We start from the raw sequence: 22,342 nt of genomic DNA, 5'->3' as shown, positions 1-22,342 counted from the left end.
CCCCGTCGGTGAGCGGTCGTTTAAGGGTAGCCGGCTCGCCTGTCAACTCGCTCGGACCCGGAAGGATCTGATCGAGGCGACGGGGGAGGGCAGGGGGTTGCCCGGACCCCGCGGCCCGCGTGTGCCTTAGATGGGACTGCACGTCCTGCGTTCAAGGGCCGGCGTCAGTACCCTTGCGAGCGGTCGACCGCGTGCGGGATCGGCTCGCCGCGTAAGTGGGCGCGCACGCCCTGGATCACCTGCCGCGCCGCGCCCGCCGGCTGGGTGGCGCTCGCCACGTGCGGCGTCACCATCACCCGCGGATGAGCGAGGAGCGGGTGACCGGCCGGCGGCGGCTCCGTCGCCAGCACGTCGAGGATCGCTCCCGAGAGCTGCCCGCTGTCGAGGGCGGAGATCAGGTCGGCCTCGACCGCGTGGCCGCCGCGCCCGGCATTCACCAGTCCGGCGCCGAGGGGCAGCCGAGCGAACAGGTCGCGGTTCAGGAGGCCGCGGGTCGCCGGGGTGAGCGGCAGCAGGCAGACCAGGATGTCGGTGCCGGACAGGAAGTGGCCGAGCTCGGCCTCACCCGCGAAGGTCTCGATCCCGTCGAGGGATTTGGGGGACGCGCTCCAGCCGCGGACCGGGAAGCCGAATCCGGCGAGCGCCCGTGCCGCCGCCTGGCCGAGCACGCCGAGCCCCATGAGGCCGACCCGGCGCTCCGTCGCCGGCCGCACCGGACGCGGAGTCCAGCGGCCGACCGCCTGCTCGGTCCGGTAGAAGGGCAGGTCGCGGTGGAGCGCCAGCACCGCCATCACGACGTACTCGACCATCGAGGCGGTGAGGTTCGGATCGACCATCCGCACCACCTGCACGGCTTGCGGCAGTTCGTGGACGGGGAGGTGGTCGATGCCGGCCCCGATGCAGAACAGGGCCTCGAGCCGCGGCATCGCGCGGGAGAGATCCGGCGGTGGCGTCCAGGCAACGAGGTAGGGCGCCTCGGCCGCGTCGCCCTCCGGAGTCCAGTCGACGAGGCGGAGGTCGGGCGCCTCGCGGGCGAAGATGTCGTGCCAGACGGCGCCGCGGACCGGGTCCGACTTGTAGGCGATGACAGGTCTGGTCATGGGGGGCCTCGCTGGCTCGAAGACGCGGCGCCCGTCCGGGCGGTCCCGCTGATGGACCAAGATTAAGGGGACGTCGCCCGCGGGAGGCGCTGAATCACGGGGTATCAGCAGACGGAACGTCGCGACGGGTGCGCTCCTGGCGGCAGAGGCTGCGGCGCGGCCCCTCCGGCACGACATGCCGTCCGGCGGCGGCGAAAGCGCAGGAACACCGCTTCTAAGGCCGCCAGATCGGCGTCCGGGTGCGGTCGGGCGGTCTTAATGTTTCACCACGGTCGAACACCGCAGGGAGATCCCGATGACCCGCCTGGCGCCCAAGTACATCACCTTCGATTGCTACGGCACGCTGATCTACTTCGAGATGGCGCCCGTCGCCCGCCGGCTCTACGCCGACCGCGTTGCCGCGGAGCGCATGGACGCCTTCGTGGAAGACTTCTCGGCCTACCGCCTCGACGAGGTGCTGGGCGCCTGGAAGCCCTACAAGGACGTGGTCGCCAACGCGCTGATCCGCACCTGCAAGCGCAACGGGGTGGAGTACCGCGACAGCGACGCCGACGCGGTCTACGCCGCGGTGCCGACCTGGGGCCCGCATCCGGACACGGTCGAGGGTCTCGCCAAGGTCGCCAAGGAATTCCCCCTGGTGATCCTGTCGAACTCGATGAAGGACCTGATCCCGCATTCCGTCGCCAAGCTCGGCGCGCCGTTCCACGCCGCCTACACGGCGGAGGAGGCCCAGGCCTACAAGCCGCGGATGCAGGCCTTCGAGTACATGCTCGACCAGCTCGGCTGCGGCCCGGAGGACATCCTGCACTGCTCGTCGAGCTTCCGCTACGACCTGATGACCGCGCACGACATGCACATCACCAACAAGGTGTGGGTCAATCGCGGCCACGAGCCGGCCAATCCCTATTACGGCTATCACGAGATCAAGGACATCCGCGGTCTGCCGGGCCTGCTCGGCCTGTAAGGACGCGAGCCGTGCCGCGAGCCGGCCGAGCGCCGGAGTCGCGGCCGCCGCGTGGTCCGACCCATCTCCGACCTGTCCGAGGACGCCCCATGTTCACCAAGGACCGCCTGCGCGATCCCACGCTCCTGCGCTTCCAGGCCTTCATCGCCGGCGAGTGGCGCGATTCCGAAGCCGGCGGCACCCTGGCGGTGACCGACCCGGCGACCGGCGAGATTCTCGGCACCGTGCCGGATTGCGGCGCGTCGGAGACCCGCGCGGCGATCGCGGCGGCGGACGCCGCCTTTCCGGCCTGGCGCCGCACGCCGCCGGCAGAGCGCGCGGCGATCCTGGAAAGCTGGAACGCCCTGATCCTCGAGAATGCCGAGGACCTCGCGGCGATCATGACCGCCGAGCAGGGCAAGCCGCTGGCCGAGGCCCGCGGCGAGGTCGCCTACGGGGCGAGCTTCGCGAAGTGGTTCGCGGAGGAAGCGCGCCGGATCACCGGCGACGTGTTCACCGCGCCCGCCGGCGACCGCCGGGTGCTGGTGCTCAAGGAGCCGGTCGGCGTCTGCGCGGCGATCACGCCGTGGAATTTTCCGATCGCGATGATCACCCGCAAGGTGGCGCCGGCCTTCGCTGCCGGCTGCCCGATCGTGGTCAAGCCCGCCGACCTGACGCCGTTCTCGGCCCTGGCGCTCGCGGTGCTGGCCGAGCGGGCCGGGGTGCCGAAGGGGGTGTTCAGCGTCGTCACCGGCCAGGCGGCGCCGATCGGCGCCGAGATGACCGGCAGCGAGACCGTGCGCAAGCTGTCCTTCACCGGCTCGACCGCGATCGGGCGGCTGCTGATGGCCCAGTCGGCCCCGACCATCAAGCGGCTGAGCCTGGAGCTCGGCGGCAACGCGCCGTTCATCGTGTTCGACGACGCCGATCTCGACCAGGCGGTCGCCGGCATCATGGCCTCGAAGTTCCGCAATGCCGGCCAGACCTGCGTCTGCGCCAACCGCATCCTGGTGCAGGACGGCATCCACGACCGCCTCGCCGCGCGCTTAGGCGAGGAAGCGGCGAAGCTCCGGGTCGGCAACGGCTTCGAGGCCGGTGTCACCATCGGCCCGCTGATCAATGACGCCGCCGCCGCCAAGGTCACGGCGCATCTCGACGACGCGCTCGCCCGCGGCGCGCGGCTGGTGTCGGGCGATCCCGGCTCCTTGCGCGGCCGCTTCGTGCCGCCGCTGGTGCTGACCGGGGCCGAGACGGGCATGCGGCTCGCCTCCGAGGAGACCTTCGGCCCGCTCGCCCCGCTGATGCGCTTCTCCCGCGAGGAGGATGCGATCGCCATCGCCAACGCGACGCCGTTCGGCCTCGCCTCGTACTTCTACACCGCCGACATCCGCCGGGCCTGGCGGGTCGGCGAGGCGCTGGAATTCGGCATGGTCGGGCTCAATACCGGCACGGTCTCGATGGAGGCCGCGCCCTTCGGCGGCGTCAAGCAGTCGGGCCTCGGCCGCGAGGGCTCGGCCTACGGCATCGACGAGTACCTGGAGCTGAAGTCGTTCCACATGGGCGGCCTCTGACCGTCCTCCGCTCCGGCGCCCCGGCCCTCCGGCGAGCGTCGGGGTGCCTCATCCTTCCCGGCCCGCGGCACGGAGACCCGACGCAGTGACGAACCCCGCCACCATCACCCGGACGGACGCCATGCCGACGCTCCGCCCGATGACCGAGGCCGACATCGCGGCCCTGCACGGTCTCTCGCTCGAGGCGCGCTGGCCGCACCGGGCGGAGGATTGGCGCCTGATGTGGGAGATCGGCCACGGCCTCGTCGCCTGCGACGCGGACGGCCATGTCACGGGGTCGGCGATGTGGTGGCCCTTCGACGACGGGCTCGCCACCATCGGCATGGTGATCGTCTCGCCCCGGCTACAGGGCCAGGGCACCGGCCGGCGGCTGATGCGGGAGCTGTTTTCCGCCGCGGGCCCGCGCACGATCCGGCTCACCGCGACGGAGGCGGGCCGGCGGCTCTACGAATCCGAGGGTTTTCGGGTCACCGGCTCCAACACGCAGTACCAGGGGATCGTCGATGTCGCCGCCGCAATCGACGATCCGCGGGTGCGCCCGGCCACGGAGGCCGACCGGCCGGCCATCGCCGTCCTCGACCGCGAGGCCGCGGGCGGTGACCGCGCCCGAATGCTCGATGCCCTGGCCCGTGCCGGGCGGACCGTCGTCCTGGAAGAGGACGGCCGGATCACCGGCTACGCGGTCTGCCGGCCCTTCGGCCGGGGGCACATCGTCGGCCCGGTCGTCGCCGCGGACGCGGAATCCGCGGTCGCGCTCGCGAGCCCTCATGTGCGGGATCGGGCCGGCACGTTCCTGCGGCTCGACACGCCGGAGCGCGACGGGCCGCTCGTCGCCTTCGCGCAGGCCTGCGGCCTCGCCAATGTCGACCTGTCGGTGACGATGACCCGGGGCGAGCCGCCCGCGACCGGCCCGGCCCGGATCTTCACCCTCGCCAACCAGGCGCTCGGGTAGACGCATAGCTCGGGACGCGGCAGGCCCTGCGTCCCGAACTGCCAGGGGGAGGAGGTTCCGGACCAGGCTCCTTGATTCGCATAACTAGCATTATGGAACGAAACCGGGATCCGGGTGCCCAGGCGGGTCTATCATCCAGGTGGCGCGCCGACCGTCATCCGGCCGAAGCGATCGCAGCGCACGTCCTGCCCCGGGGCCTGACCGCTCCGTGAAGCGCGAAGATCCTTCGCGCCGCCTCACGGCCGGCGCCACAACCGGGTCAACGGGCCGCCGGGTCCGTGGACCGGGTCGCTGTCGGGAAAGCCGAGGCGGGCCATGCGGGCGAGCGCGGCGGCGTCCGGGGCCGCGCGGCACAGGTCGAAGCTCTGGCCCGGCGGATAGGCGCCGACCACCAGGAAGTCCGGGCTCGCCGACAGCCGGCAATGGCCGGTGCCGGCCGGCAGCACCAGGACGTCACCGGCCTCCACCGCGACCGCACGGCCGCCCTCGCCGCCGAGGACCAGGCGGGCGCGGCCCCCGGCAATGCCCAGCACCTCGTGGGCGGTCAAGTGGTAGTGGTGATAGGCGAAGACGCCGCCGCGCCACTGCGCCGGCCAGCCGTTGCGGGAGAAGAGCGCTTCCAAGGCGGCGGCCGGATCCGCGGCGCCAGCAGTGACGCCGCGATAGTGCAGCACCGGCAGAACCGGGTTGTTCGGCACGAACCCGTTGGCCGCGAGGACGATGCTGTCGGGCTCCATCGCGAACTCCCGCTCCTCACCCCGCCCGCTGCCGCGAGCCCGGCCCGGTGACGCGGCGCAGGATCTGGCCGAGCTGCTCGGCCGAGTACGGCTTGTGCAGGAGCTCGAAGCCGTGGGCGTCGTCCTGGGCAAGCACGTGGCTATAGCCGGAGGCGAGCACCACGGGCAGGCGCGGCAGGCGCCGGCGCAGCTCGTGGGCGAGCGCGAGGCCGCCCATGCCGGGCATCACCACGTCGGAGAACACCACGTCGAACCCGGCCCCGTCGGGCCCGAGCCGGTCGAGCGCCTCCTCGGCGTTGGTCGCCCAGGTGGTGCGGTAGCCGAGGTCCTGCAGGATCTGGGTGCAGAAGCGGCCGACCTCGATGTTGTCCTCGACGACGAGCACGCTCTCGCCGGCGCCGATCGGCGAGGCCGAGGCGTCTGCGGTGCCGTCGTCCTGGAACGCGGCGGCCGCCGGAGATTCCGGCAGGTAGAGGGTGAAGGTGGCGCCATGCCCTGGGCGGCTCGTCACGTCGACGTCGCCGCCCGACTGCTTGGCGAAGCCGAACACCTGGCTCAAGCCCAGGCCGGTTCCCCGGCCGACCTCCTTGGTGGTGAAGAACGGTTCGAAGATGCGGCCGATCAGGTCCGGCGGCACGCCCGGCCCGGTATCGGTCAGCGAGATCGCCGCGAAGGCGTTCTGGGAGCCGGCATGGCCCCGGATCGGCGGCATCGGGACGCCGCCGGTGAGGCTCAAGGTCAGCGTGCCCTCGCCTTCCATGGCGTCGCGGGCGTTGACCGCCATGTTGATGAGCGCGGTCTCGAACTGGCTGAGATCCGCGCGCACGAAGCACGGCTCGTCGGGCACTGCCACCACGACCCGCACGCGGGTACCCGTGACCGTGTCGAGCATGTCGGCGACGCCCCGCACCTTGTCGCCGACGTCGAACACCGCCGGCGACAGGGCCTGGCGGCGGGCGAAGGCGAGGAGCTGGCCGGTGAGCTTGGCGGCGCGGTCGACCGTATCGGAGACCGCGTCGAGGTAGCGGCGCTTGCGCGCCTCCGGCAGCTCGGGCCGGCGCAGGAAATCCACCGACGAGCGGATGATGGTGAGCAGGTTGTTGAAGTCGTGCGCCACGCCGCCGGTCAGCTGGCCCACCGCCTCCATCTTCTGCGACTGCCGCAACGCCTCCTCGGCCTGGGCGAGCGCGGTGGCCTGGACCCGGATCGCGGTGACGTCGCGCACCGTGGCGTAGATGCGCCCGTCCCGCGGCACGGCGTTCCAGGACAGCCAGCGATACGAGCCGTCCCGGTGCCGGTAGCGGTTCTCGAAGGTCGGCAGCGCCTCGCCCCGCGCCAGGTCCGCCGCCGCCGCGACCGTCGCCGGCAGGTCGTCCGGGTGCACGAAGTCGAGGAACGGGCGGGCCAGGAGCTCGGCCTCGCTCCAGCCGAGGAGCGCGGTCCAGGCCGGGTTGAGGCTGGCGAAGTAGCCGTCGAGGGTGGCGACGCAGAACAGGTCGGTCGAGGCCTGCCAGATCTGGTCGCGCTCGGCGGTGCGCTGGGCGACCTGCTGCTCCAGCGAGGCGTTGAGGACCCGCAGCGCCTCCTCCATGCGCTTGCGGTCCGAGATGTCGCTGAAGAACACCGCGACCCGGGCCAGGGCCGGATCGCCGACCCGCAGGGCCCGCACGTCGAACCAGCGCCCGAACACGTCGGCCTGGTTCTCGAAATGGACCGGCTCGCCGGTCAGCGCCACGCGGCCGTAGGTGTCGAACCAGTGCCGCTCGAGGTCGGGGGCGAACTCGCTCACCCACAGGCCCGCGACGTCGGCCCCGGTCTGGCGGGCGAAGGCGGGGTTCGCCTCGGCGATCCGGTAATCGACCGCGCGGCCGGCGCCGTCGAACTTCATCTCGAGGATGCAGAACCCGACGTCGATGCTCTCGAGCAGGGTGCGGTAGCGGTCCTCGCTGTCGCGGAGCGCGGCCTGCGAGCGGACCTGCTCGGTGACGTCGTAGCCGCCAACGAAGATGCCGGTGACCGCGCCGGACCCGTCCCGCAGCGGCTGGTACAGAAGGTCGATGGCGCGCTCGGCCTCGTCGCCGGTGAGGAGGATCGGCATCGCGCGGGCGGCGAAGGGCCGGCCGGTGCGGTAGACCGTGTCGAGGAGCTCGTAGAAACCCTGGTCGGCGAGCTCGGGGAAGGCCTCGCGCACGGTGCGGCCGACGAAATCACGCTCGCCGGCGATCGTCACGTAGGCGTCGTTGACGTATTCGAAGACGTGGGCGGGTCCGCGCAAAACCGCGACGAAGCCCGGCATCTGCTGGAAGATCTGCTCGCGCCGCTCCTGCGCCTCCTGCAGGGCCAAAGCCTCTTGCAGGACCAAAGCCTCTTGCAGGACCGAGGCATCTCGCCCGGTCGGGGCCTCCTGCGAGGAGACGGCCGCCGGTCCGGTCCGGTGGTGCAGCACCGCGCCGACCGCGCCGGCGGCGTCGCGCACCGGGATGTGGGTGACGCTCCAGCCGGCGCCCTCAGGCGCGACGATGTCGGGCCGGCCGGTCGCGACCGCGCGGGCGACCGAGGCCTGCAGCGGGGCGCCCCCGCCCGGGCATACCTCCCGGAGGTGGCGGCCGACGAGGTGGTCCGGGTCGTCGCGATCCGCGCCGTCGCGACAGGCCCGGCGATAGGCCTGGTTCGCCGCCACGACGCGGCCCTGCGGGTCGAGGACGAGGTAGGGATGGGGGGCGGCCTCGAAGAGGCTCCGATAATCCGGGGCGTTCATGAGGCCGGGCGGAGGATCGGGCCGCGGGTGGCGTGCGGAGCGGAGCCGGACCCGCCTCGCGGGGCGCCGGGTGCGGAGGAATGGCGCGGCGGAGGCATGCGGGCAATCATGGTTCCCTATCCTATCACGCGCGAGGCGACCTGTCGCCGGATCGTCCGGAAGCGGACGGCCGCGGATCCGGGGGAGAGCGTCCGAGGGCGCCTCGGGTTCCGTGTCGGATCCCCCGTCGAGTCCCCCTGGGGCATGGGGCCTGAGCGACGGGATGGGGTGGAGACGGCCGTGGGCGACGCCTCGATCCCGACGGCTTGCGCGGGTTCGGCATTCGCCTTCCCCGGGCCTTTCCAGACCCCCGTGTCTTCCCCTATTCCCGTGTCTGCTCCTAGTCCCCCGTCGCCCGCATCACCCTCCTCGCCACACCGGTCCGCATGCTCCTGAAAGGCTCGTCTCCCGAAAAGGTCCTTGTGGCGAGCACGAGCCCGGACGCGGTGAACCACAACGTCCCGATCCGCGACGCCCTGCGCGACGGCTTCGCGGACGTGCTCGGCCCCGGCGCCGTGCGGGCGAGCCCGCTGGAACTCGCCGAGGAGGCGGTCGCCGACTTCCGCCCGAACCTCGTCGTGGCGCTGGGCAGCGTCGCGGTGGATGCCGCCCCCTTGCGCGGGCTGGCGCGCAGCGTCCGGCGGGCGGGCGCCCGCCTCGCATTCTGGCTGCACGACGATCCCTACGAGTTCGACTACGCCGCCAAGGCCGAGGCCCTGGCCGACCACATCTTCACCAACGACCGCTGGGCCCTGCCGCATTACCGGCACCCGTCCGTCTCGCACCTGCCGCTCGCCGCCTGCCGCCGGACCCACGACCGGCGCGTACGTCCGATGGCGGAGCGGAGCCTCGACCTGTTCTTCTGCGGCGCCGCGTTTCCGAACCGGATCGCGCTCCTGGAGCGCGCGCAAGGCAGCCTGTCGGGGTGCCGGGTCGAGGTGCGCGGCGCGGGCTGGCCGGCCGCCCTGCCCTTCGCCGAGAACATCCGCTTGGAGCCCGCCGCGATGGCCGACCGGGCGAGCGCGGCGCGCCTCACCCTGGCGGTCGGCCGCGACCTCGACATCGCCAACCGGCGCTTCCGGCTGCCGGCCGCGACGCCGGGGCCGCGGGTCTTCGAGGCCGCGCTCGCCGGCGCGCCGCAGCTCTGCTTCGCCGCCGGGCTCGAGATCCTGGACTATTTCGAGGAGGGCCGGGAGATCCTGCTCTTCGACGACGTCGACGAGATCGCGGACGCCATCGCCCGCTCCCGCCGCGAGCCTGCCGCCTTCGAGGCGATGGCCGAGCGCGCCCGCGCGCGGGTCCTCGACGCCCACACCTACCGCCACCGGGCCGAGACCATCCTGGCGGCGATGGCCGCGTGACCGGAACCGCCAAGGGAATCGTCTTGCCCCTCCCCGCGCCTCTCTCGGTGCTCCTGCTCGACACCGAGCCGAGGACCAGCAACGCCTACATCGCGCTCGCGGTCGCCGACGCCCTGCGGCGCCACCCGTCGGTCGCGCGGGTGGTGCGGGCGACCCATGCCGACGCGGTGGCGCTGGCGCAGGATGAGCGGTTCGACCTCGTCCTGGCGCTCGGCGGTGCGAGCCGTCACCACGCGCTGCTGCGGCGCCTCTGCGCGCTCGCCGGCACCAGCGCGCTCTGGACCACCGAGGACCCGTATTTGAGCGCGGCCAATGCCCGGCTCTCGGGCTGCTTCGACCTCGTCTTCACCAACGATCGCGGCTCGCTGCCCCGCTATGAAGCCGGCGCCCGGCACCTGCCGCTGGCGGCCACGACCCTGTTCCAGGATCTGCCCGTCCGGCCGGTCGACGCGGATTACCGCTACGACCTCCTGTTCGTCGGCACGGCCTGGCCGAACCGAGTGGCGACGCTCAACCGGATCCTGTCGGCCTTTCCCCACGACCTCAAGGTGAAGGTCGCGCTGCCGGCCAACGCCTACCTGCCGCCGGCCGTGCTGGTGCGTAACGACCTGATCATCGACTGGCGCTGCGGCAACGAGGATTTCGCCCGGCTCGCCAATGCCAGCCGGGTGGTGCTGACCCTGCCCCGGATCTTCACCGCGGGCGCCGACGAGACCCCGTCCGGCACGACGCCGCCGCCGCGGCTGTTCGAGGTGGCGCTCGCCGGCGGCGCGCAGCTCGTGGTCGGCGCGGATCCGGAAACCTTCGACTACTACGAGGCCGGGCGCGAGATCCGCGCCTGCGCCGAGGACGACGCCGTCGAGGCGATCGCCGCCCTGCTGGCCGACCCGGACGAGCGCATCGCCATGGCCGGACGGGCCCGGGCGCGCACCCGCGCCGAGCACCTCTACGACCACCGGGTCGACGTGATCGTGCGGGCGGTCCTGGAGCGTGAGACCATGTCGGTCGCGCCCGTCTCGACCGCGCCCAAGCCCCGCCTGCTCTTCGTCGCCCACAACCGGGCCGGGCGGCGACAGGGCGGTGGGGTGGAGTTCTACCAGGAGCAGCTCGCGGAGGCCCTCGACGGGTTCGAGCCCCTGTTCCTCTACCCCTCCTTCGAGGAGGAGGCCTGGGTGCTGCGCCTCGACGAGGGCGCGACCTCGGAGACACTGCCGATCCCGCCGGCGGAGCGGCTGCTCGCGAGCCCCGAGATCGAGGCCCTGTTCGAGCGCATCCTGGTCGAGCGCCGCATCGACCTCGTCCACGTCCACCACCTGCTCGGCCTGCCCCTGAGCCTGCCGGCGATCGCCCGGGCGCACGGCGTGCCGGTGGTGGCCCAGCTGCACGACTTCTTCCTGGTCTGCCACCGCTACACCCTGATGAACCAGCACGGCCGGTTCTGCGACGTGGTCAACCGGGGCGAGGGGCAGTGCGACGGCTGCCTCGCCGGCACCGAGGGGCTGCCCGCCGGCGCGAAGGCCCGGCGCGACGGGTTCGTGGCGCGGATGCTCCCGAGCCTCGACGCCTTCGTCACCAGCACGCCCGCCACCGCCGACTACGTCCGGGCCTTCTACCCGGAGGCGACGGCCCGGGTCGCGGTGATCGAGATGGTCGATGCGGAGCCCGCATCCCTGCCGCAACCGGTGCCCGCCGCCTCCGAGACGACTATCCCCAAGACGACCACCCTCAAGACGACCACCCCCGGGAAACGCCCTCCTCTGCGGGTCGCGGTGCTCGGCAACGTCGTCGACCACAAGGGCGCCCGGACCCTGCTCGAACTCCTGCGCATCACGGAGGGCGAGCCCATCGTCTTCGAGGTGCTGGGCTATGTCGAGAGCTACCTCGCCGCCGCCTTCGAGGCGCAGGCGGGGGAGCGGCTGACCTTGCGCGGCGGCTACACCCGCGACGAGGTGCCGGCGCTCCTCGCCGGCTGCGACGTGTCGCTCCACCTCTCGCTCTGGCCCGAGACCTACATGATCTCGCTGACCGAGGCGTGGCGGGCCGGCCTGATCCCGATCGCCACCGATCTCGGCGCCCAGGGGGAGCGGGTCACCGACGGCGTCGACGGCCTGAAGGTCCCGCCCGGCGAGTCCGGCGCCGTGCGCCAGGCCCTGCGGCGGCTGGCGCACGATCCGGACCTCGTCGCGGCCTTGCACGCCGCGATCGCGAAGAGGACCTTCCCGACCGTGGCCGGGCACGCCGCGCGGATGGCGGCGCTCTACCGCGACCTGATCGCGGCCCGGCCCGTTCCGCACGCCGCGCCGGGCGAACCGTCCGCGCCCTTCACCCTCTCGGCCCTCGATCTCGGATACCGCCTCAACCACCCCGACTGGACCGGCCCGGCGATCGTCTGGGACGGGGCCGAGGAGACGAGCGCCGTCACGGAGGCCCTGCCGCCGGCGGTGGCGGCCCTGCCCGAGCGGACGCTGGCGCCGGGCGATCCGGGCCTGTCGTGGGAGATCGCCGACCTCGTCGTCGACGGGCAGCGGCTGCCCGGCCGGATCGGTGCCTGCGCGGCCGGCGACAGCCTCTCGCTGCGCGGCTGGATCTGGCGGCCGGAGGCCGGACGCCCCATGCAGACCTGGCTGCGGCTGCGCTCGGCGACCGCCACGCGCTACGTCACCGCCTTCCCCGAGCGCCGCCCCGAGCTCGCCGGCCGGTTCGGCACCGGCCGGGCCGAGCAGGCGGGCTTCGCGGCGCAGATTCGCACCGCGGACCTGCCGGCGGGCCTGCACGTGGTCGACCTGCTCCAGGTCTTTCCCGATCACGTCGCGGCGGCCCGGGAGGTCGCGCGCTTCACCGCCCCGGGCTTCCCCGCGCCGGGCCCCGTCACGCCGTGGCGGACCGGCCTGCCGGTGCCGGAGGGCGCGTTGCGCCGGAGCGCGGAGCCCGTGCTCCTCGCCGGCCACGGGCTGCCGCTGGTCGAGGATGTGCCGGTGGCGCGCCAGGGCGGTCGCACCCGCCTCGACGTGCTGGTGCCGGACGGCGCGCGGCGCGGTCCGTCCTACCTGATCCTGTCGAGCGACGCGGGCACGGCCTGGACCCGGGCGGCGCGGCGCGACGAGGACGGCGCTGTGCGGCTCGGCGCCGAGGCGCAGATGCGCGACATACCGCCCGGCTGCTACCGGCTGCGCGCCCTGATCGGCGACGAGAGCGGCGCGGATCTCCACGAGGCCGGGACCACGCTCTTCGTCGCGCCCGGCACGCGCGCCTGCCTCGTCACGGCCGAGACGCCGCCGGCCCTGCGCCGGGCCTGGATCGCACGAGCGCGCAGCCGCCCGAACCTCGACGCCGTCACGATCGGGGAGGCCTCAGCCATCCTCGGCACGCCCGTCACTGTGGCGGGCTGGTGCTTCGCCTCCGGGCGCGGCCGGCCGCTCGCCTGGATCGCCCGCTGGGGCGGCCGGGGCGGGCGCCGGTTCATGATCGCCGAGAGCATCACCCGGCAGGACGTGGCGGCGCATCTGGCGGATTCCGACGCGCTGACCGCCGGCTTCGAGATCCAGCTGCCCCTCGACGCCCTGCGGGACGGGACGCTCAGCGTGTTCCAGGTCTACGAGAGCGGCACGGTCGCCCTGCCCGACTTCCCGCGCCACGTCCTCGGGATGATCCCGGGGTGACGGGCGGGGAGCGACCTCCCCGCCTCTCGCCTCACCACTTGTAGCTCAGGCTCGCGGTGATGCGGCGCTGCTCGCCGTAGAAGCAGGCGGTGACCGACTGGCACGACGAGACGAAGCGCTTGTCGGCGAGGTTGGCGGCGTTGATGGCGAAGCGCCAGTTGTCGCGGCTGTAATGGATCACCGCGTCGAACAGGGCGCGCTCGGGCACCGTCAGGGTATTGCTCACGTCGGCGAAGGAGCGGCCGACGTAGCGCACGCCGGCGCCGAAGCCGAAGCCGGCCCAGTCGCCGGTCGGGATGGTGTAGTCGGCGAAGACCGAGGCCAGGGTCTCCGGCACGTTGGTCGGCGTCCGGCCGATCGTGCCGACGTCGCCCTTGGTGACTTCGAGGTTGTAGCTCGTGAACGACGCGACGACGTTGAAGTCCTTGGTGATGTTGGCCACCAGCTGGGCCTCGAAGCCGCGCGAGCGGGTCTCGCCGAGCTGGAGCTGGTTGAGGGCGTTGGTCGGGTCGGCGGTGAGGGTGTTGGCGAGCGCGAGATCGAAGGCGGCGAGCGTCAGGAAGGCGTTGGCACCCGGGATCTCGTACTTGACGCCGACCTCGTACTGGTCGCCGGTGGTCGGCTTGAATGGCTGGCTGAAGAAGTTGGTGCCGACCTGCGGATTGAAGAAGGTCGCGTAGCTGACATACGGCGCCAAGCCGAAATCGAAGTTGTAGATCAGGCCGTAGCGCTGCGTGAAGGCATTGGCCGATTGCCGCGTCTGAGTGCTGGTGAGCCGGTTGTTGACCTCGTTCGAGGTGAAGTCGCCGCGGCCGGACACGACCAGGGTCAGCTCGGGCGTGAGCTTGATCTGGTCCTGGTAGTAGAGGCCGAGCTGCTGGAACACGTCGTAATTGACGAGATAGGGCGCGACCGGGACGCTCGGGCTGCCGTAGTTCGGCGTGATGATGTTGAAGTTGGCGACCGTCGGGCCGACGAAGCCGCCGGTGGCGTTGTTGTCGTTGAGCTGGAAGTTCTTGTAGTCGAGCCCCATCAGGAAGGTGTGCTTGAACAGGCCGTCGTCGAACCGGGCCACCGCCTGGTTGTCGACGTTGAACAGACGCGCGCGCGACGAGGCGCGGAAGCGGTAGCGGGCGATCTGGGTCTGGTTCGCGTCGGCGTAGCCGGTGCCGTTCAGGCCGAACAGGCCGCCGAGGAATGCGTCGTCGAGCGAATCGCTGAAGGCGTAGCGCAGGTTCTGCCGGAAGGTCCAGGTATCGTTAAAGACGTGCTCGAACTCGTAGCCGACGCTGGCCTGGCTGCGCCGGTATGTGTTGTTGAACGGATCCGAGACGTTGTAGTTCTGCGGGATGCGCAGGCCGAGCACCGTCGGCCGGACCGTGCCGTAATACGGCAGGAACGCGTTGAGGCGGCCGGTATCGTCGTACTGGAAGTTCGACAGCAGCGTGAAGGTGGTGGCGCCGTCCGGCTTGTAGGTGAAGGACGGGGCGATGTAGCCGCGATTCTCGTCGAGCCCGTCGATCTGGGTGCCGCCCTGCCGGCCGATGCCGGTCAGGCGGTAGAACCAGTGGCCCTCCTTGTCGGCCGGACCGCCGAAATCGAAGGCGAGGTATTTCTGGCCGAACGAGCCGCCGCCGACCTCGACATAGTTCAGCGGCTCGATGGGCGGCTTCTTGCTGATCAGGTTGATCAAGCCGCCGGGGCCACCCTGGCCGAACAGGACCGAGGCCGGCCCGCGCAGCACGTCGATGCGCTCGAGGCCGAACGGGTCGACCTTGTAGGTGGCGAAACCGTAATTGAAGAGCTGCAGGCCGTCCCGGTACAGGCCGGTATCGTTCGCCGTGAAGCCGCGGATCAGGAAGAAGTCGACCCGCGGATCCGGCCCGAACACGTTGCCGTAGACGCCGGCCGAGTAGGCGACCGCGTCGGCGACCTGCTGCGGCTTCAAGGCGTCGAGCTGCTCGCGCCCGATTACGGTGACCGATTGCGGCGTCTCGATCAACGGCGTGTCGGTCTTGGTCGAGGTCAGCGTCCGCTTGGCGACGTAGCCGTCGATCGGGCCGCGCGGATCCTCCTTCGGGCGGGCCGCGATTACGGCCGCGCCGGCCGGCGCTCCGGCGGCGGCGCCGTTGCCGGCGACGTCGATCGCCTCGAGCTGGATCGCGCCGCCGGCCGCGGCACCCTGGCGCGGCGGCGTCGCCTCCTGCGCCGCCGCGCCCCCGGCGGCGAGCCCGATCAGGGAGACGCCGCCGGCGAGGGCGGCGACGAGGCGGCGGGACCGGACGGGAAGGCGGGGATGGGAACGCATGGCGAGACCTTCGGGCAACGGCCCACCTGCCCTGGGAGGATGACCCGCCCGGGGTGACGCCGTTCTTTAGAATGATACTAAGTTGTTGTTCCAGCTAGATTTTTTCTAGCACGCCGGATCGGCATGCGAAGGCGGAATCCTGAATTGCGCGGTGGATGTTAGGGCTCGTGGCAATTCCGCAACGAGGTGGGGCGTGGGTCATAGGGGTGGGCGGCGTGCCGGAGGAGGATGGTGGTCCTCGAGCGGGGGCCAGGCTGTCCGGAGAAAGGAAGACCGCGGGACTTCTCCTCTCCCCGCGGGCGGGGAGAGGGCTGTTCCACCGTCCAGGGGGAACAGCAAGCCCGCAGGGCGAGGGTGAGGGGGTGTTTCCGAAGGAGCCTCATCCGGAAACACCCCCTCACCCTCGCTCCGGCTTCGCCTGCGCTTGCCTCTCCCTCTGAACGAGGGCTCGGCCCTCTCCCCGCCCGCGGGGAGAGGAGAAGATCCGCGTCTCTTCTTGGGAGAATTGCCCTGCTCTGCGGGACCTGGGAAGGAAGCCGGCCGTCCCCGTCCCTCGAACCCGCCCTACCGCCCCCCGAACGTATCCCGGATCGCCTTGGCATTCCGCCGGACCATCGGGCGGAGCCAGGCGCCCGAGGCGAGGTAGGCGCCGGGGCGGACCGGCGCGAGGGCGGCGGCGAGGTCCTGCGCCAGGCCGGGCGCGGCGGGGGCGGGCCCGTCGGAGGCCTCGGCGGGCCGGTACACTACCGTCGTGTCCTCGCGCCAGTAATCCGGGTGCGGCACCAGCCCGGCGCGGCGGGCGGCGCGGTCCAGGGTCTCGCGCACGAAGCCGTGGACATGGGCGAAGTGGAAGCGCTCGTGCGGCGGCTTGCCCGTCGCCGCCATGTTGGGCACCGCGGCGTAGAGCACGCCGCCCGGGGCGAGCCGGAGGGCCAGCCGCGCCAGGGTGTCGACGGGGTCGCGCAGGTGCTCCAGCACGTGGTGCACGGTGACGACGTCGAAGCGCTCCTCGGGCGAGAGGTCCTCGATCCCGTCGAGCACCCGCGCGCCGTGCTCGGCGCGGGCGAAGGCGGCGTAGGAGCGGCCGGGCTCGACGCCCGTCACGGTGCAGCCCCGCGCGGCCGCGGCGGCCAGGAACTCGCCCGAGCCCGCGCCGAAATCGAGCACCCGCGCGCCCGGCCGCAGGGCGGGGCCGAGCAGGTCGGCCCGAAACCCCGCCTCGCGCCGGGAGCGGTGGAGGTGGTGGCGCGGCGGGCGCCGGCCGAGGGCGAACTGGTAGGCGGCGCGGTAGGCCGAGGCATAGTAGGCGTCGAGCTCGGCGGCGGTCGGCATCGGGTCGGTGCGGATCAGCCCGCATTCCGTGCAGGCGACGGAGCGCAGCCGCTTCAGGCGCCGGTCGGTCTCGGCGACGGTCAGGGTCTGCGTCCCGCCGCAGAGATTGCACGCCATCCCCTCGCCCCGGTACGGGTAGGCGGTGAACGGGACGGCATGCCGGACGAGGTGGAGCGGCGAGGACATCGGCGGCCTTCTCTTGTCGGATCACGGCCGGAGGATCACCCGAGCCCCGGGTTGCGAACGCGCGAGCATCCGGTTTTCATCCCGCCGGCGCGGAGTACCCCGAATGTTCGAACTGAGCCAGCTGCGCTGCTTCGTGGCGGTGGCCGAGGAGCTGCATTTCGGCCGCGCCGCCGAGCGGCTGCACCTGACCCAGCCGCCGGTGAGCCGGCAGATCCAGGTGCTGGAGCGCGTCCTCGACGTCGCGCTCCTCAACCGCACCAGCCGTGCCGTGCGCCTGACCCCGGCCGGGCGCCGCTTCCTCACCGAGGCGCGCCGGATCCTGCGCCTGTCGGACGAGGCGGCCGCGACCGCCCGCCGGGTGGCGGCGGGCCAGGCCGGCAGCATCACCCTCGGCTTCACGGCCGCCGCCGCCTACCGCACCCTGCCCGACCTGGTGCGGGCGGCCCGCAATCGCCTGCCGGAGGCCGACATCCACCTGAAGGAGATGATCAGCGCCGCCCAGGCCGAGGCGCTGGGGTCGCAAGGCATCGATCTCGGCCTGATGCGCCCGCCCCTGCCGCCGGCGGCCGACGGCTCCCTGCGCATCGCCCGCGAGACCCTGGTGGTGGCGCTTCCCGACGACCATCCCCTCGCCACCAGCGCGGGCGTGACGGCGCAAGCCATCGCCGCCGAGCCCCTGATCGCCTATGCGCCGGACGAGGCGCGCTACTTCCACGACCTCGTCGGCGACTATTTTGCCGAGGCCGACCTCAGCCCCCGGGCGGTGCAGCACCTGGCGCAGATCCACACCATCCTGTCGCTGGTGCGCTCAGGGCTCGGCCTCGCCCTGGTGCCGGAATCGGCGGCCTCGCTCCGGGTCGCCGGCGTGACGCTCAAACCCCTGATCCCGGCGCCGCGCCGGCCGGTGGAGCTTTTTCTCGTCTGGCGCCGCGGCAACGACAACCCGCTGATCCCGATCCTGGCCGAACTCGCGGGATCGATGCCGGAATTGGATTGAACCATGCCGACATGGTGCTGGAAGGGCATGATCCGCGGCGCTAGACCTCGGGACCAGCGGGGACAGCCCCGAGACTCGAGTTGAGGAAACACCCGATGGCCACCGCGCTCTCGCCCGTCGACATGGCCCAGCGCCTCGGCGCCGGCCTGCTCTCCTTCCCGGTCACCCCCTTCACCGCCGATTTCGCCATCGACGAGGCGCAGTACCGCAGCAACCTCGACTGGCTGTGCGGCTACGACGTCGCCGGCCTGTTCGCGGCGGGCGGCACCGGCGAGTTCTTCTCCCTCACCCCGGCCGAGGTCGCCCGCGTGGTCGGCGTCGCGGTCGCCGAAACCGCCGGCCGCGTGCCGGTGCTGGCCGGCGCCGGCTACGGCACCGCCATCGCCTGCGAGATGGCAAAGAGCGCCGAGAAGGCTGGTGCCGACGGCCTGCTCCTGCTGCCGCCCTATCTCGTCGGCTCCGAGCAGGAGGGCCTCTCGGCCCATATCGAGGCGGTGTGCCGTTCGACCGGCCTCGGCGTGATCGTCTACAACCGCGACAACGCGGTGATCGGCCCCGATGCGCTGGCGCGGCTCTGCGACCGCTTGCCCAACCTCGTCGGCTACAAGGACGGCATCGGCGACATCGAGCTGATGACCCGGGTCTATTCGCGGCTCGGCGACCGGCTGACCTATATCGGCGGCCTGCCCACCGCCGAGACCTTCGCCCTGCCCTATCTCGAGATGGGCGTGACCACCTATTCCTCGGCAGTCTTCAACTTCGTGCCGGGCTTCGCCCTCGACTTCTACGCCGCCGTGCGCCGCCGCGACCGGGCGGCGGTGGCGAAGGGCCTGCGCGAGTTCATCCTGCCGCTGATCGAGATCCGCAACCGCCGGAAGGGCTACGCCGTCTCGATCATCAAGGCCGGCATGCGGGCGGTCGGGCGCGATTCCGGCCCGGTGCGTCACCCGCTCACCGACCTCACCGCCGCCGAGCAGGCGGAGCTGCAGGCCCTCGTCGACCGGATCAGCCCGGCCCGGGCGCTGGCCGCCGAATAAGCGTAGAAGACGTTCAGGCGGTGCCGTCCGTGAGGACGGCACCGCCGTTTCCATTCGAGAACCGGCGCGTCACGACGCCGGCCACGCCAGGAGGGAGCCGATGCTGGACGAGCCGCGGACGACCGAGGGACACGACACCGGTGCGGCCCCCGCGCCGCGGGGCGACGCGCCCCGCACCATCCGCCTGCACGAGACCGACAACGTCGCGATCGTGGTCAACGCCTTCGGGCTGCCGGCCGGCACCGCCTTTCCCGACGGCCTCGTGCTTCAGGAATTCGTGCCGCAAGGGCACAAGGTGGCGCTGGCCGACATTCCCGAGGGCGCCGAGATCCGCCGTTACGGCGAGGTGATCGGCACGGCGCTCCGCGACATCCCGCGGGGCGGCTGGGTCGAGGAATCGCGGGTGCGCACCCCGACTGCGCCCGACCTCGACCAGCTGCCCCTCGCCACCCGCGTGCCGGCCCCGCTGCCGCCGCTCGACGGCTACACCTTCGAGGGCTATCGCAATCCGGACGGCTCGGTCGGCACCCGCAACATCCTGGCGATCTCGACCAGCGTGCAATGCGTCGCCGGCACTCTCGAAGTGGCGATCCGGCGGATCAAGAAAGAGCTGCTGCCGCGCTACCCCAACGTCGACGACGTGATCGGGCTGACCCACGCCTATGGCTGCGGCGTCGCCATCAACGCGCCGCAGGCGGTGATCCCGATCCGCACCCTCCAGAGCCTGGCCCGGAACCCGAATTTCGGCGGCGAGGTGATGGTGGTCGGCCTCGGCTGCGAGAAGCTGGTCTCCGAGCGGCTGCTGCCGGACGGGCAAGGAGACGGCGTGGTCCGCCTCCAGGACGAGGCTCACCAGGGCTTCGGGATGATGCTCGACAGCATCATGGCGATGGCGGAGGCCCGGCTCGCCGTGCTGAACCGGCGCACCCGCGAGACCTGCCCGGCGGCCGACCTCGTCGTCGGCCTGCAATGCGGCGGCAGCGACGCCTTCTCGGGCGTCACCGCCAACCCGGCGCTGGGCTTCGCCGCCGACCTGCTGGTGCGGGCCGGCGCCACGGTGATGTTCTCGGAGGTCACGGAGGTGCGCGACGCGATCCACCTCCTTACCCCGCGGGCCGAGAGCGAGGAGGTGGCCCGCGCGCTGGTGCGCGAGATGGCGTGGTACGACGACTACCTCGCGCAAGGCGGGGCCGACCGCAGCGCCAACCCGTCGCCCGGCAACAAGAAGGGCGGGCTCAACAACATCGTCGAGAAGGCGCTCGGCTCGGTGGCGAAGTCCGGCACCAGCGCGATCCGCGGGGTGCTGGCACCCGGCGAGCGGGTGAGCCAGAAGGGCCTGATTTTCGCCGCGACGCCGGCCAGCGACTTCGTCTGCGGCACGCTGCAGCTCGCCTCCGGCATCACCCTCCAGGTCTTCTCCACCGGCCGCGGCACGCCCTACGGGCTGGCCGAGGCGCCGGTGATCAAGGTCGCGACCCGCACCGAACTCAGCCAGCGCTGGTCCGACCTGATCGACCTCGACGCCGGAAAAATCGCCACCGGCGAGGCGACGATCGAGGAGACCGGCTGGGAGCTCTTCCGCCTGATCCTCGACGTGGCGAGCGGGTGCAAGAAGCCGTGGTCGGACCATTGGGGGCTCTACAACGATTTGACGTTGTTCAACCCGGCGCCGATCACCTGAAATACCCGCGGACGATGGAGCGCCACAGGACCATCGCTCCGGCTCCACCTCGCAGGGTCATCCCGGGGCTGCGAAAGCGGAGCCCGGGATCCAGATCCGCGGATGGTTCAGGATCAAGCGGAGTGCTCTTCGCTTCTTTCTGACCAACCTGAGATTCTGGGCGTGCCTTCGGCACTCCGGGCTCCGCTGCGCGGCCCCGGAATGACGCGGAGGATAAGAAAACCGCTGGAGCAACCAGCACAACAAGAGGGAGGACACCATGAGTTTCGACCGCAGGGCATTCCTGGCGGCGGGCGCCGCCACGGTCGCGGCGAGCGCGGCGCGGGCCTTCGAGCCGGCGCAGAGGCTGCCCGATCCGGCCGTGGAGGTCCTCGATCCGAGCTTCGCCAAAGTCCGCATCGGGCTCGCCAGCATCGAGCGCCTCGCCACCGGCTTCCGCTGGGCGGAGGGACCGGTGTGGTTCGGCGACATGCGGATGCTGCTGGTCAGCGACGTCTCCAACGACCGCATCCTCAAGTGGGATGAGGAGACCGGCGAGCTCACGACCTTCCGCAAGCCGGCCAACTACGCCAACGGCAACGCCCGCGACCGCCAGGGCCGGCTCCTCACCTGCGAGCACCGCACCCGCCGGGTGACCCGCACCGAGCATGACGGCCGCATCACGGTGCTGGCCGACCGGTTCGAGGGCAAGCCGCTGAACTCGCCGAACGACGTCGTCTGCCGCTCCGACGGCGCGGTCTGGTTCACCGATCCGGCCTTCGGCCCGAACCCGCTCGAGGCGATGGCGTCCCCCGAGCTGCCGGGCAACGTCTACCGGGTCGATCCTGCCACCGGCGCGGTCCAGGCGGTCGCCCGCGGGCTCAAGGGCCCGAACGGCCTGTGCTTCTCCCCCGACGAGCGGGTCCTCTACGTCATCGAGGCCCGGGCCGAGCCGAACCGCCTGATCCGCGCCTACGACGTGACGGCGGACGGCACCGGCCTCTCCGGCGAGGGCCGGGTGTTCTTCGATTGCGGCAAGGGCACTGCCGACGGCTTCCGGGCCGACCGCGACGGGAATCTCTGGTGCGGCTGGGGCATGGGCGAGGCCGAGGACGGCGTCGTGGTGCTCTCGCCGGCGGGAAAGATGATCGGCCGCATCCGCCTGCCGGAGCGCTGCGCCAATCTCTGCTTCGGCGGCCGCGACCGCAACCGCCTGCTGATGGCCTCGACCCGCTCGCTCTACGCGCTCTACGTCAACACGCAGGGGGCGGATCTGGGCTGAGCCCGGCCGACGGACGCACCGATCTCCGCCTCTCTACGTCATCCCGGGGCCGCGCAGCGGAACCCGGGATCCATAACCGCCGAGGGTGCAAGACGGAGCGGAGCGCGCTCAGCTTCATGCGGCATCGTCGGCGGTTATGGATCCCGGGTTCTCGCCTACGGCGAGCCCCGGGATGACACTGAGGGTTATTCTGCGCGGTGGGAGCTTCTTTCCCCCTGGCGACCAAGATGGGACCGCCAGCCCTTCACCGCTCTCACCGCTCATGCCCCGCCGTCGAGGTCGTCTCGCGCACCGGCGACAGCAGGTAGTCGATCACCCGCCGACGGCCGGTGCGGATCTCCACCGTCGCGGTCATGCCCGGCGTCAGCGCCACCTCCTTGCCGTCCGCCATGATCGTGGTCCGGGCCAGCGCCACCGTCA

Annotated in this window: 14 protein-coding genes; 9 read left to right on the top strand and 5 right to left on the bottom strand. The window is 72.0% G+C overall.

Features of this window, described 5'->3' with window-relative positions; all coding sequences use genetic code 11:
- Window positions 1-164 precede the first annotated feature (164 nt).
- Window positions 165-1,100, bottom strand: coding sequence for a glyoxylate/hydroxypyruvate reductase A (locus tag ABZT49_RS09335; RefSeq protein WP_355285593.1), 936 nt, complete (start codon window positions 1,098-1,100; stop codon window positions 165-167).
- A gap of 295 nt (window positions 1,101-1,395) precedes the next feature.
- Between ABZT49_RS09335 and ABZT49_RS09330 the strand changes: the two genes are divergently transcribed.
- The 3 genes from ABZT49_RS09330 to ABZT49_RS09320 all read left to right on the top strand — a co-directional run bounded on the left by ABZT49_RS09330 (window position 1,396) and on the right by ABZT49_RS09320 (window position 4,566).
- Window positions 1,396-2,064, top strand: coding sequence for a haloacid dehalogenase type II (locus tag ABZT49_RS09330; protein ID WP_355285591.1), 669 nt, complete (start codon window positions 1,396-1,398; stop codon window positions 2,062-2,064).
- Between the two features lie 89 nt (window positions 2,065-2,153).
- Window positions 2,154-3,614, top strand: coding sequence for an NAD-dependent succinate-semialdehyde dehydrogenase (locus ABZT49_RS09325; RefSeq protein ID WP_355285589.1), 1,461 nt, complete (start codon window positions 2,154-2,156; stop codon window positions 3,612-3,614).
- A gap of 121 nt (window positions 3,615-3,735) precedes the next feature.
- Window positions 3,736-4,566, top strand: coding sequence for a GNAT family N-acetyltransferase (locus ABZT49_RS09320; protein ID WP_355285588.1), 831 nt, complete (start codon window positions 3,736-3,738; stop codon window positions 4,564-4,566).
- A gap of 236 nt (window positions 4,567-4,802) precedes the next feature.
- Here the strand turns inward: ABZT49_RS09320 and ABZT49_RS09315 are convergent, their stop codons facing one another.
- Together ABZT49_RS09315 and ABZT49_RS09310 are read right to left on the bottom strand one after the other, a co-directional pair.
- On the bottom strand, window positions 4,803-5,303 hold the full coding sequence (locus ABZT49_RS09315) for a cupin domain-containing protein (protein ID WP_355285587.1): 501 nt from the start codon (window positions 5,301-5,303) through the stop codon (window positions 4,803-4,805).
- A 16-nt stretch (window positions 5,304-5,319) separates the two neighbouring features.
- Window positions 5,320-8,061 (bottom strand): PAS domain-containing protein, encoded by a 2,742-nt coding sequence (locus tag ABZT49_RS09310; RefSeq protein WP_355285585.1) that lies wholly within the window; start codon window positions 8,059-8,061, stop codon window positions 5,320-5,322.
- Window positions 8,062-8,546: 485 nt separating this feature from the next.
- Here ABZT49_RS09310 and ABZT49_RS09305 point away from each other — a divergent pair, with 485 nt between their 5' ends.
- Together ABZT49_RS09305 and ABZT49_RS09300 are read left to right on the top strand one after the other, a co-directional pair.
- Window positions 8,547-9,461 (top strand): glycosyltransferase, encoded by a 915-nt coding sequence (locus ABZT49_RS09305; protein ID WP_355285583.1) that lies wholly within the window; start codon window positions 8,547-8,549, stop codon window positions 9,459-9,461.
- Entirely contained in the window at window positions 9,458-13,120 is a 3,663-nt protein-coding gene (locus ABZT49_RS09300) for a glycosyltransferase (protein WP_355285581.1), read from the top strand. Before ABZT49_RS09305 ends, ABZT49_RS09300 begins: the two co-directional genes overlap by 4 nt.
- Window positions 13,121-13,151: 31 nt before the next feature.
- Here ABZT49_RS09300 and ABZT49_RS09295 read toward each other — a convergent pair whose 3' ends face one another.
- Window positions 13,152-15,428: a TonB-dependent siderophore receptor gene (locus ABZT49_RS09295; protein ID WP_355285579.1), complete on the bottom strand. Its 2,277-nt coding sequence runs from the start codon at window positions 15,426-15,428 to the stop codon at window positions 13,152-13,154.
- Window positions 15,429-15,992: 564 nt separating this feature from the next.
- Window positions 15,993-16,946 (bottom strand): class I SAM-dependent methyltransferase, encoded by a 954-nt coding sequence (locus ABZT49_RS09290; RefSeq protein ID WP_355285578.1) that lies wholly within the window; start codon window positions 16,944-16,946, stop codon window positions 15,993-15,995.
- Window positions 16,947-17,049: 103 nt separating this feature from the next.
- Between ABZT49_RS09290 and ABZT49_RS09285 the strand changes: the two genes are divergently transcribed.
- From ABZT49_RS09285 to ABZT49_RS09270, 4 genes are all read left to right on the top strand, one after another.
- On the top strand, window positions 17,050-17,943 hold the full coding sequence (locus ABZT49_RS09285; protein WP_355285576.1) for a LysR family transcriptional regulator: 894 nt from the start codon (window positions 17,050-17,052) through the stop codon (window positions 17,941-17,943).
- 95 nt (window positions 17,944-18,038) lie between these two features.
- Window positions 18,039-18,980, top strand: coding sequence for a 5-dehydro-4-deoxyglucarate dehydratase (kdgD, locus tag ABZT49_RS09280; RefSeq protein ID WP_355285574.1), 942 nt, complete (start codon window positions 18,039-18,041; stop codon window positions 18,978-18,980).
- A 100-nt stretch (window positions 18,981-19,080) separates the two neighbouring features.
- Window positions 19,081-20,661, top strand: coding sequence for a galactarate dehydratase (gene garD / locus ABZT49_RS09275; protein ID WP_355285572.1), 1,581 nt, complete (start codon window positions 19,081-19,083; stop codon window positions 20,659-20,661).
- A gap of 259 nt (window positions 20,662-20,920) precedes the next feature.
- Window positions 20,921-21,922 carry an SMP-30/gluconolactonase/LRE family protein gene (locus tag ABZT49_RS09270; protein ID WP_355285570.1) on the top strand — a complete coding sequence of 334 codons (1,002 nt, stop codon included), beginning with the start codon at window positions 20,921-20,923 and terminating at the stop codon, window positions 21,920-21,922.
- Window positions 21,923-22,342: the final 420 nt, after the last annotated feature.

Origin of the sequence: Methylobacterium sp. EM32, assembly GCF_040593685.1 — a bacterium.
Classification (GTDB): Bacteria; Pseudomonadota; Alphaproteobacteria; order Rhizobiales; family Beijerinckiaceae; genus Methylobacterium.
This window is presented reverse-complemented; position numbering and strand designations above follow the sequence as displayed.

Bases quoted from the DNA above. Each gene is read 5' to 3' on its own strand.
- ABZT49_RS09335 (WP_355285593.1), bottom strand. From the start codon at position 1,100: ATGACCAGACCTGTCATCGCCTACAAGTCGGACCCGGTCCGCGGCGCC.
- ABZT49_RS09330 (WP_355285591.1), top strand. From the start codon at position 1,396: ATGACCCGCCTGGCGCCCAAGTACATCACCTTCGATTGCTACGGCACG.
- ABZT49_RS09325 (WP_355285589.1), top strand. From the start codon at position 2,154: ATGTTCACCAAGGACCGCCTGCGCGATCCCACGCTCCTGCGCTTCCAG.
- ABZT49_RS09320 (WP_355285588.1), top strand. From the start codon at position 3,736: ATGCCGACGCTCCGCCCGATGACCGAGGCCGACATCGCGGCCCTGCAC.
- ABZT49_RS09315 (WP_355285587.1), bottom strand. From the start codon at position 5,303: ATGGAGCCCGACAGCATCGTCCTCGCGGCCAACGGGTTCGTGCCGAAC.
- ABZT49_RS09310 (WP_355285585.1), bottom strand. From the start codon at position 8,061: ATGAACGCCCCGGATTATCGGAGCCTCTTCGAGGCCGCCCCCCATCCC.
- ABZT49_RS09295 (WP_355285579.1), bottom strand. From the start codon at position 15,428: ATGCGTTCCCATCCCCGCCTTCCCGTCCGGTCCCGCCGCCTCGTCGCC.
- ABZT49_RS09290 (WP_355285578.1), bottom strand. From the start codon at position 16,946: ATGTCCTCGCCGCTCCACCTCGTCCGGCATGCCGTCCCGTTCACCGCC.
- ABZT49_RS09285 (WP_355285576.1), top strand. From the start codon at position 17,050: ATGTTCGAACTGAGCCAGCTGCGCTGCTTCGTGGCGGTGGCCGAGGAG.
- kdgD (WP_355285574.1), top strand. From the start codon at position 18,039: ATGGCCACCGCGCTCTCGCCCGTCGACATGGCCCAGCGCCTCGGCGCC.
- garD (WP_355285572.1), top strand. From the start codon at position 19,081: ATGCTGGACGAGCCGCGGACGACCGAGGGACACGACACCGGTGCGGCC.
- ABZT49_RS09270 (WP_355285570.1), top strand. From the start codon at position 20,921: ATGAGTTTCGACCGCAGGGCATTCCTGGCGGCGGGCGCCGCCACGGTC.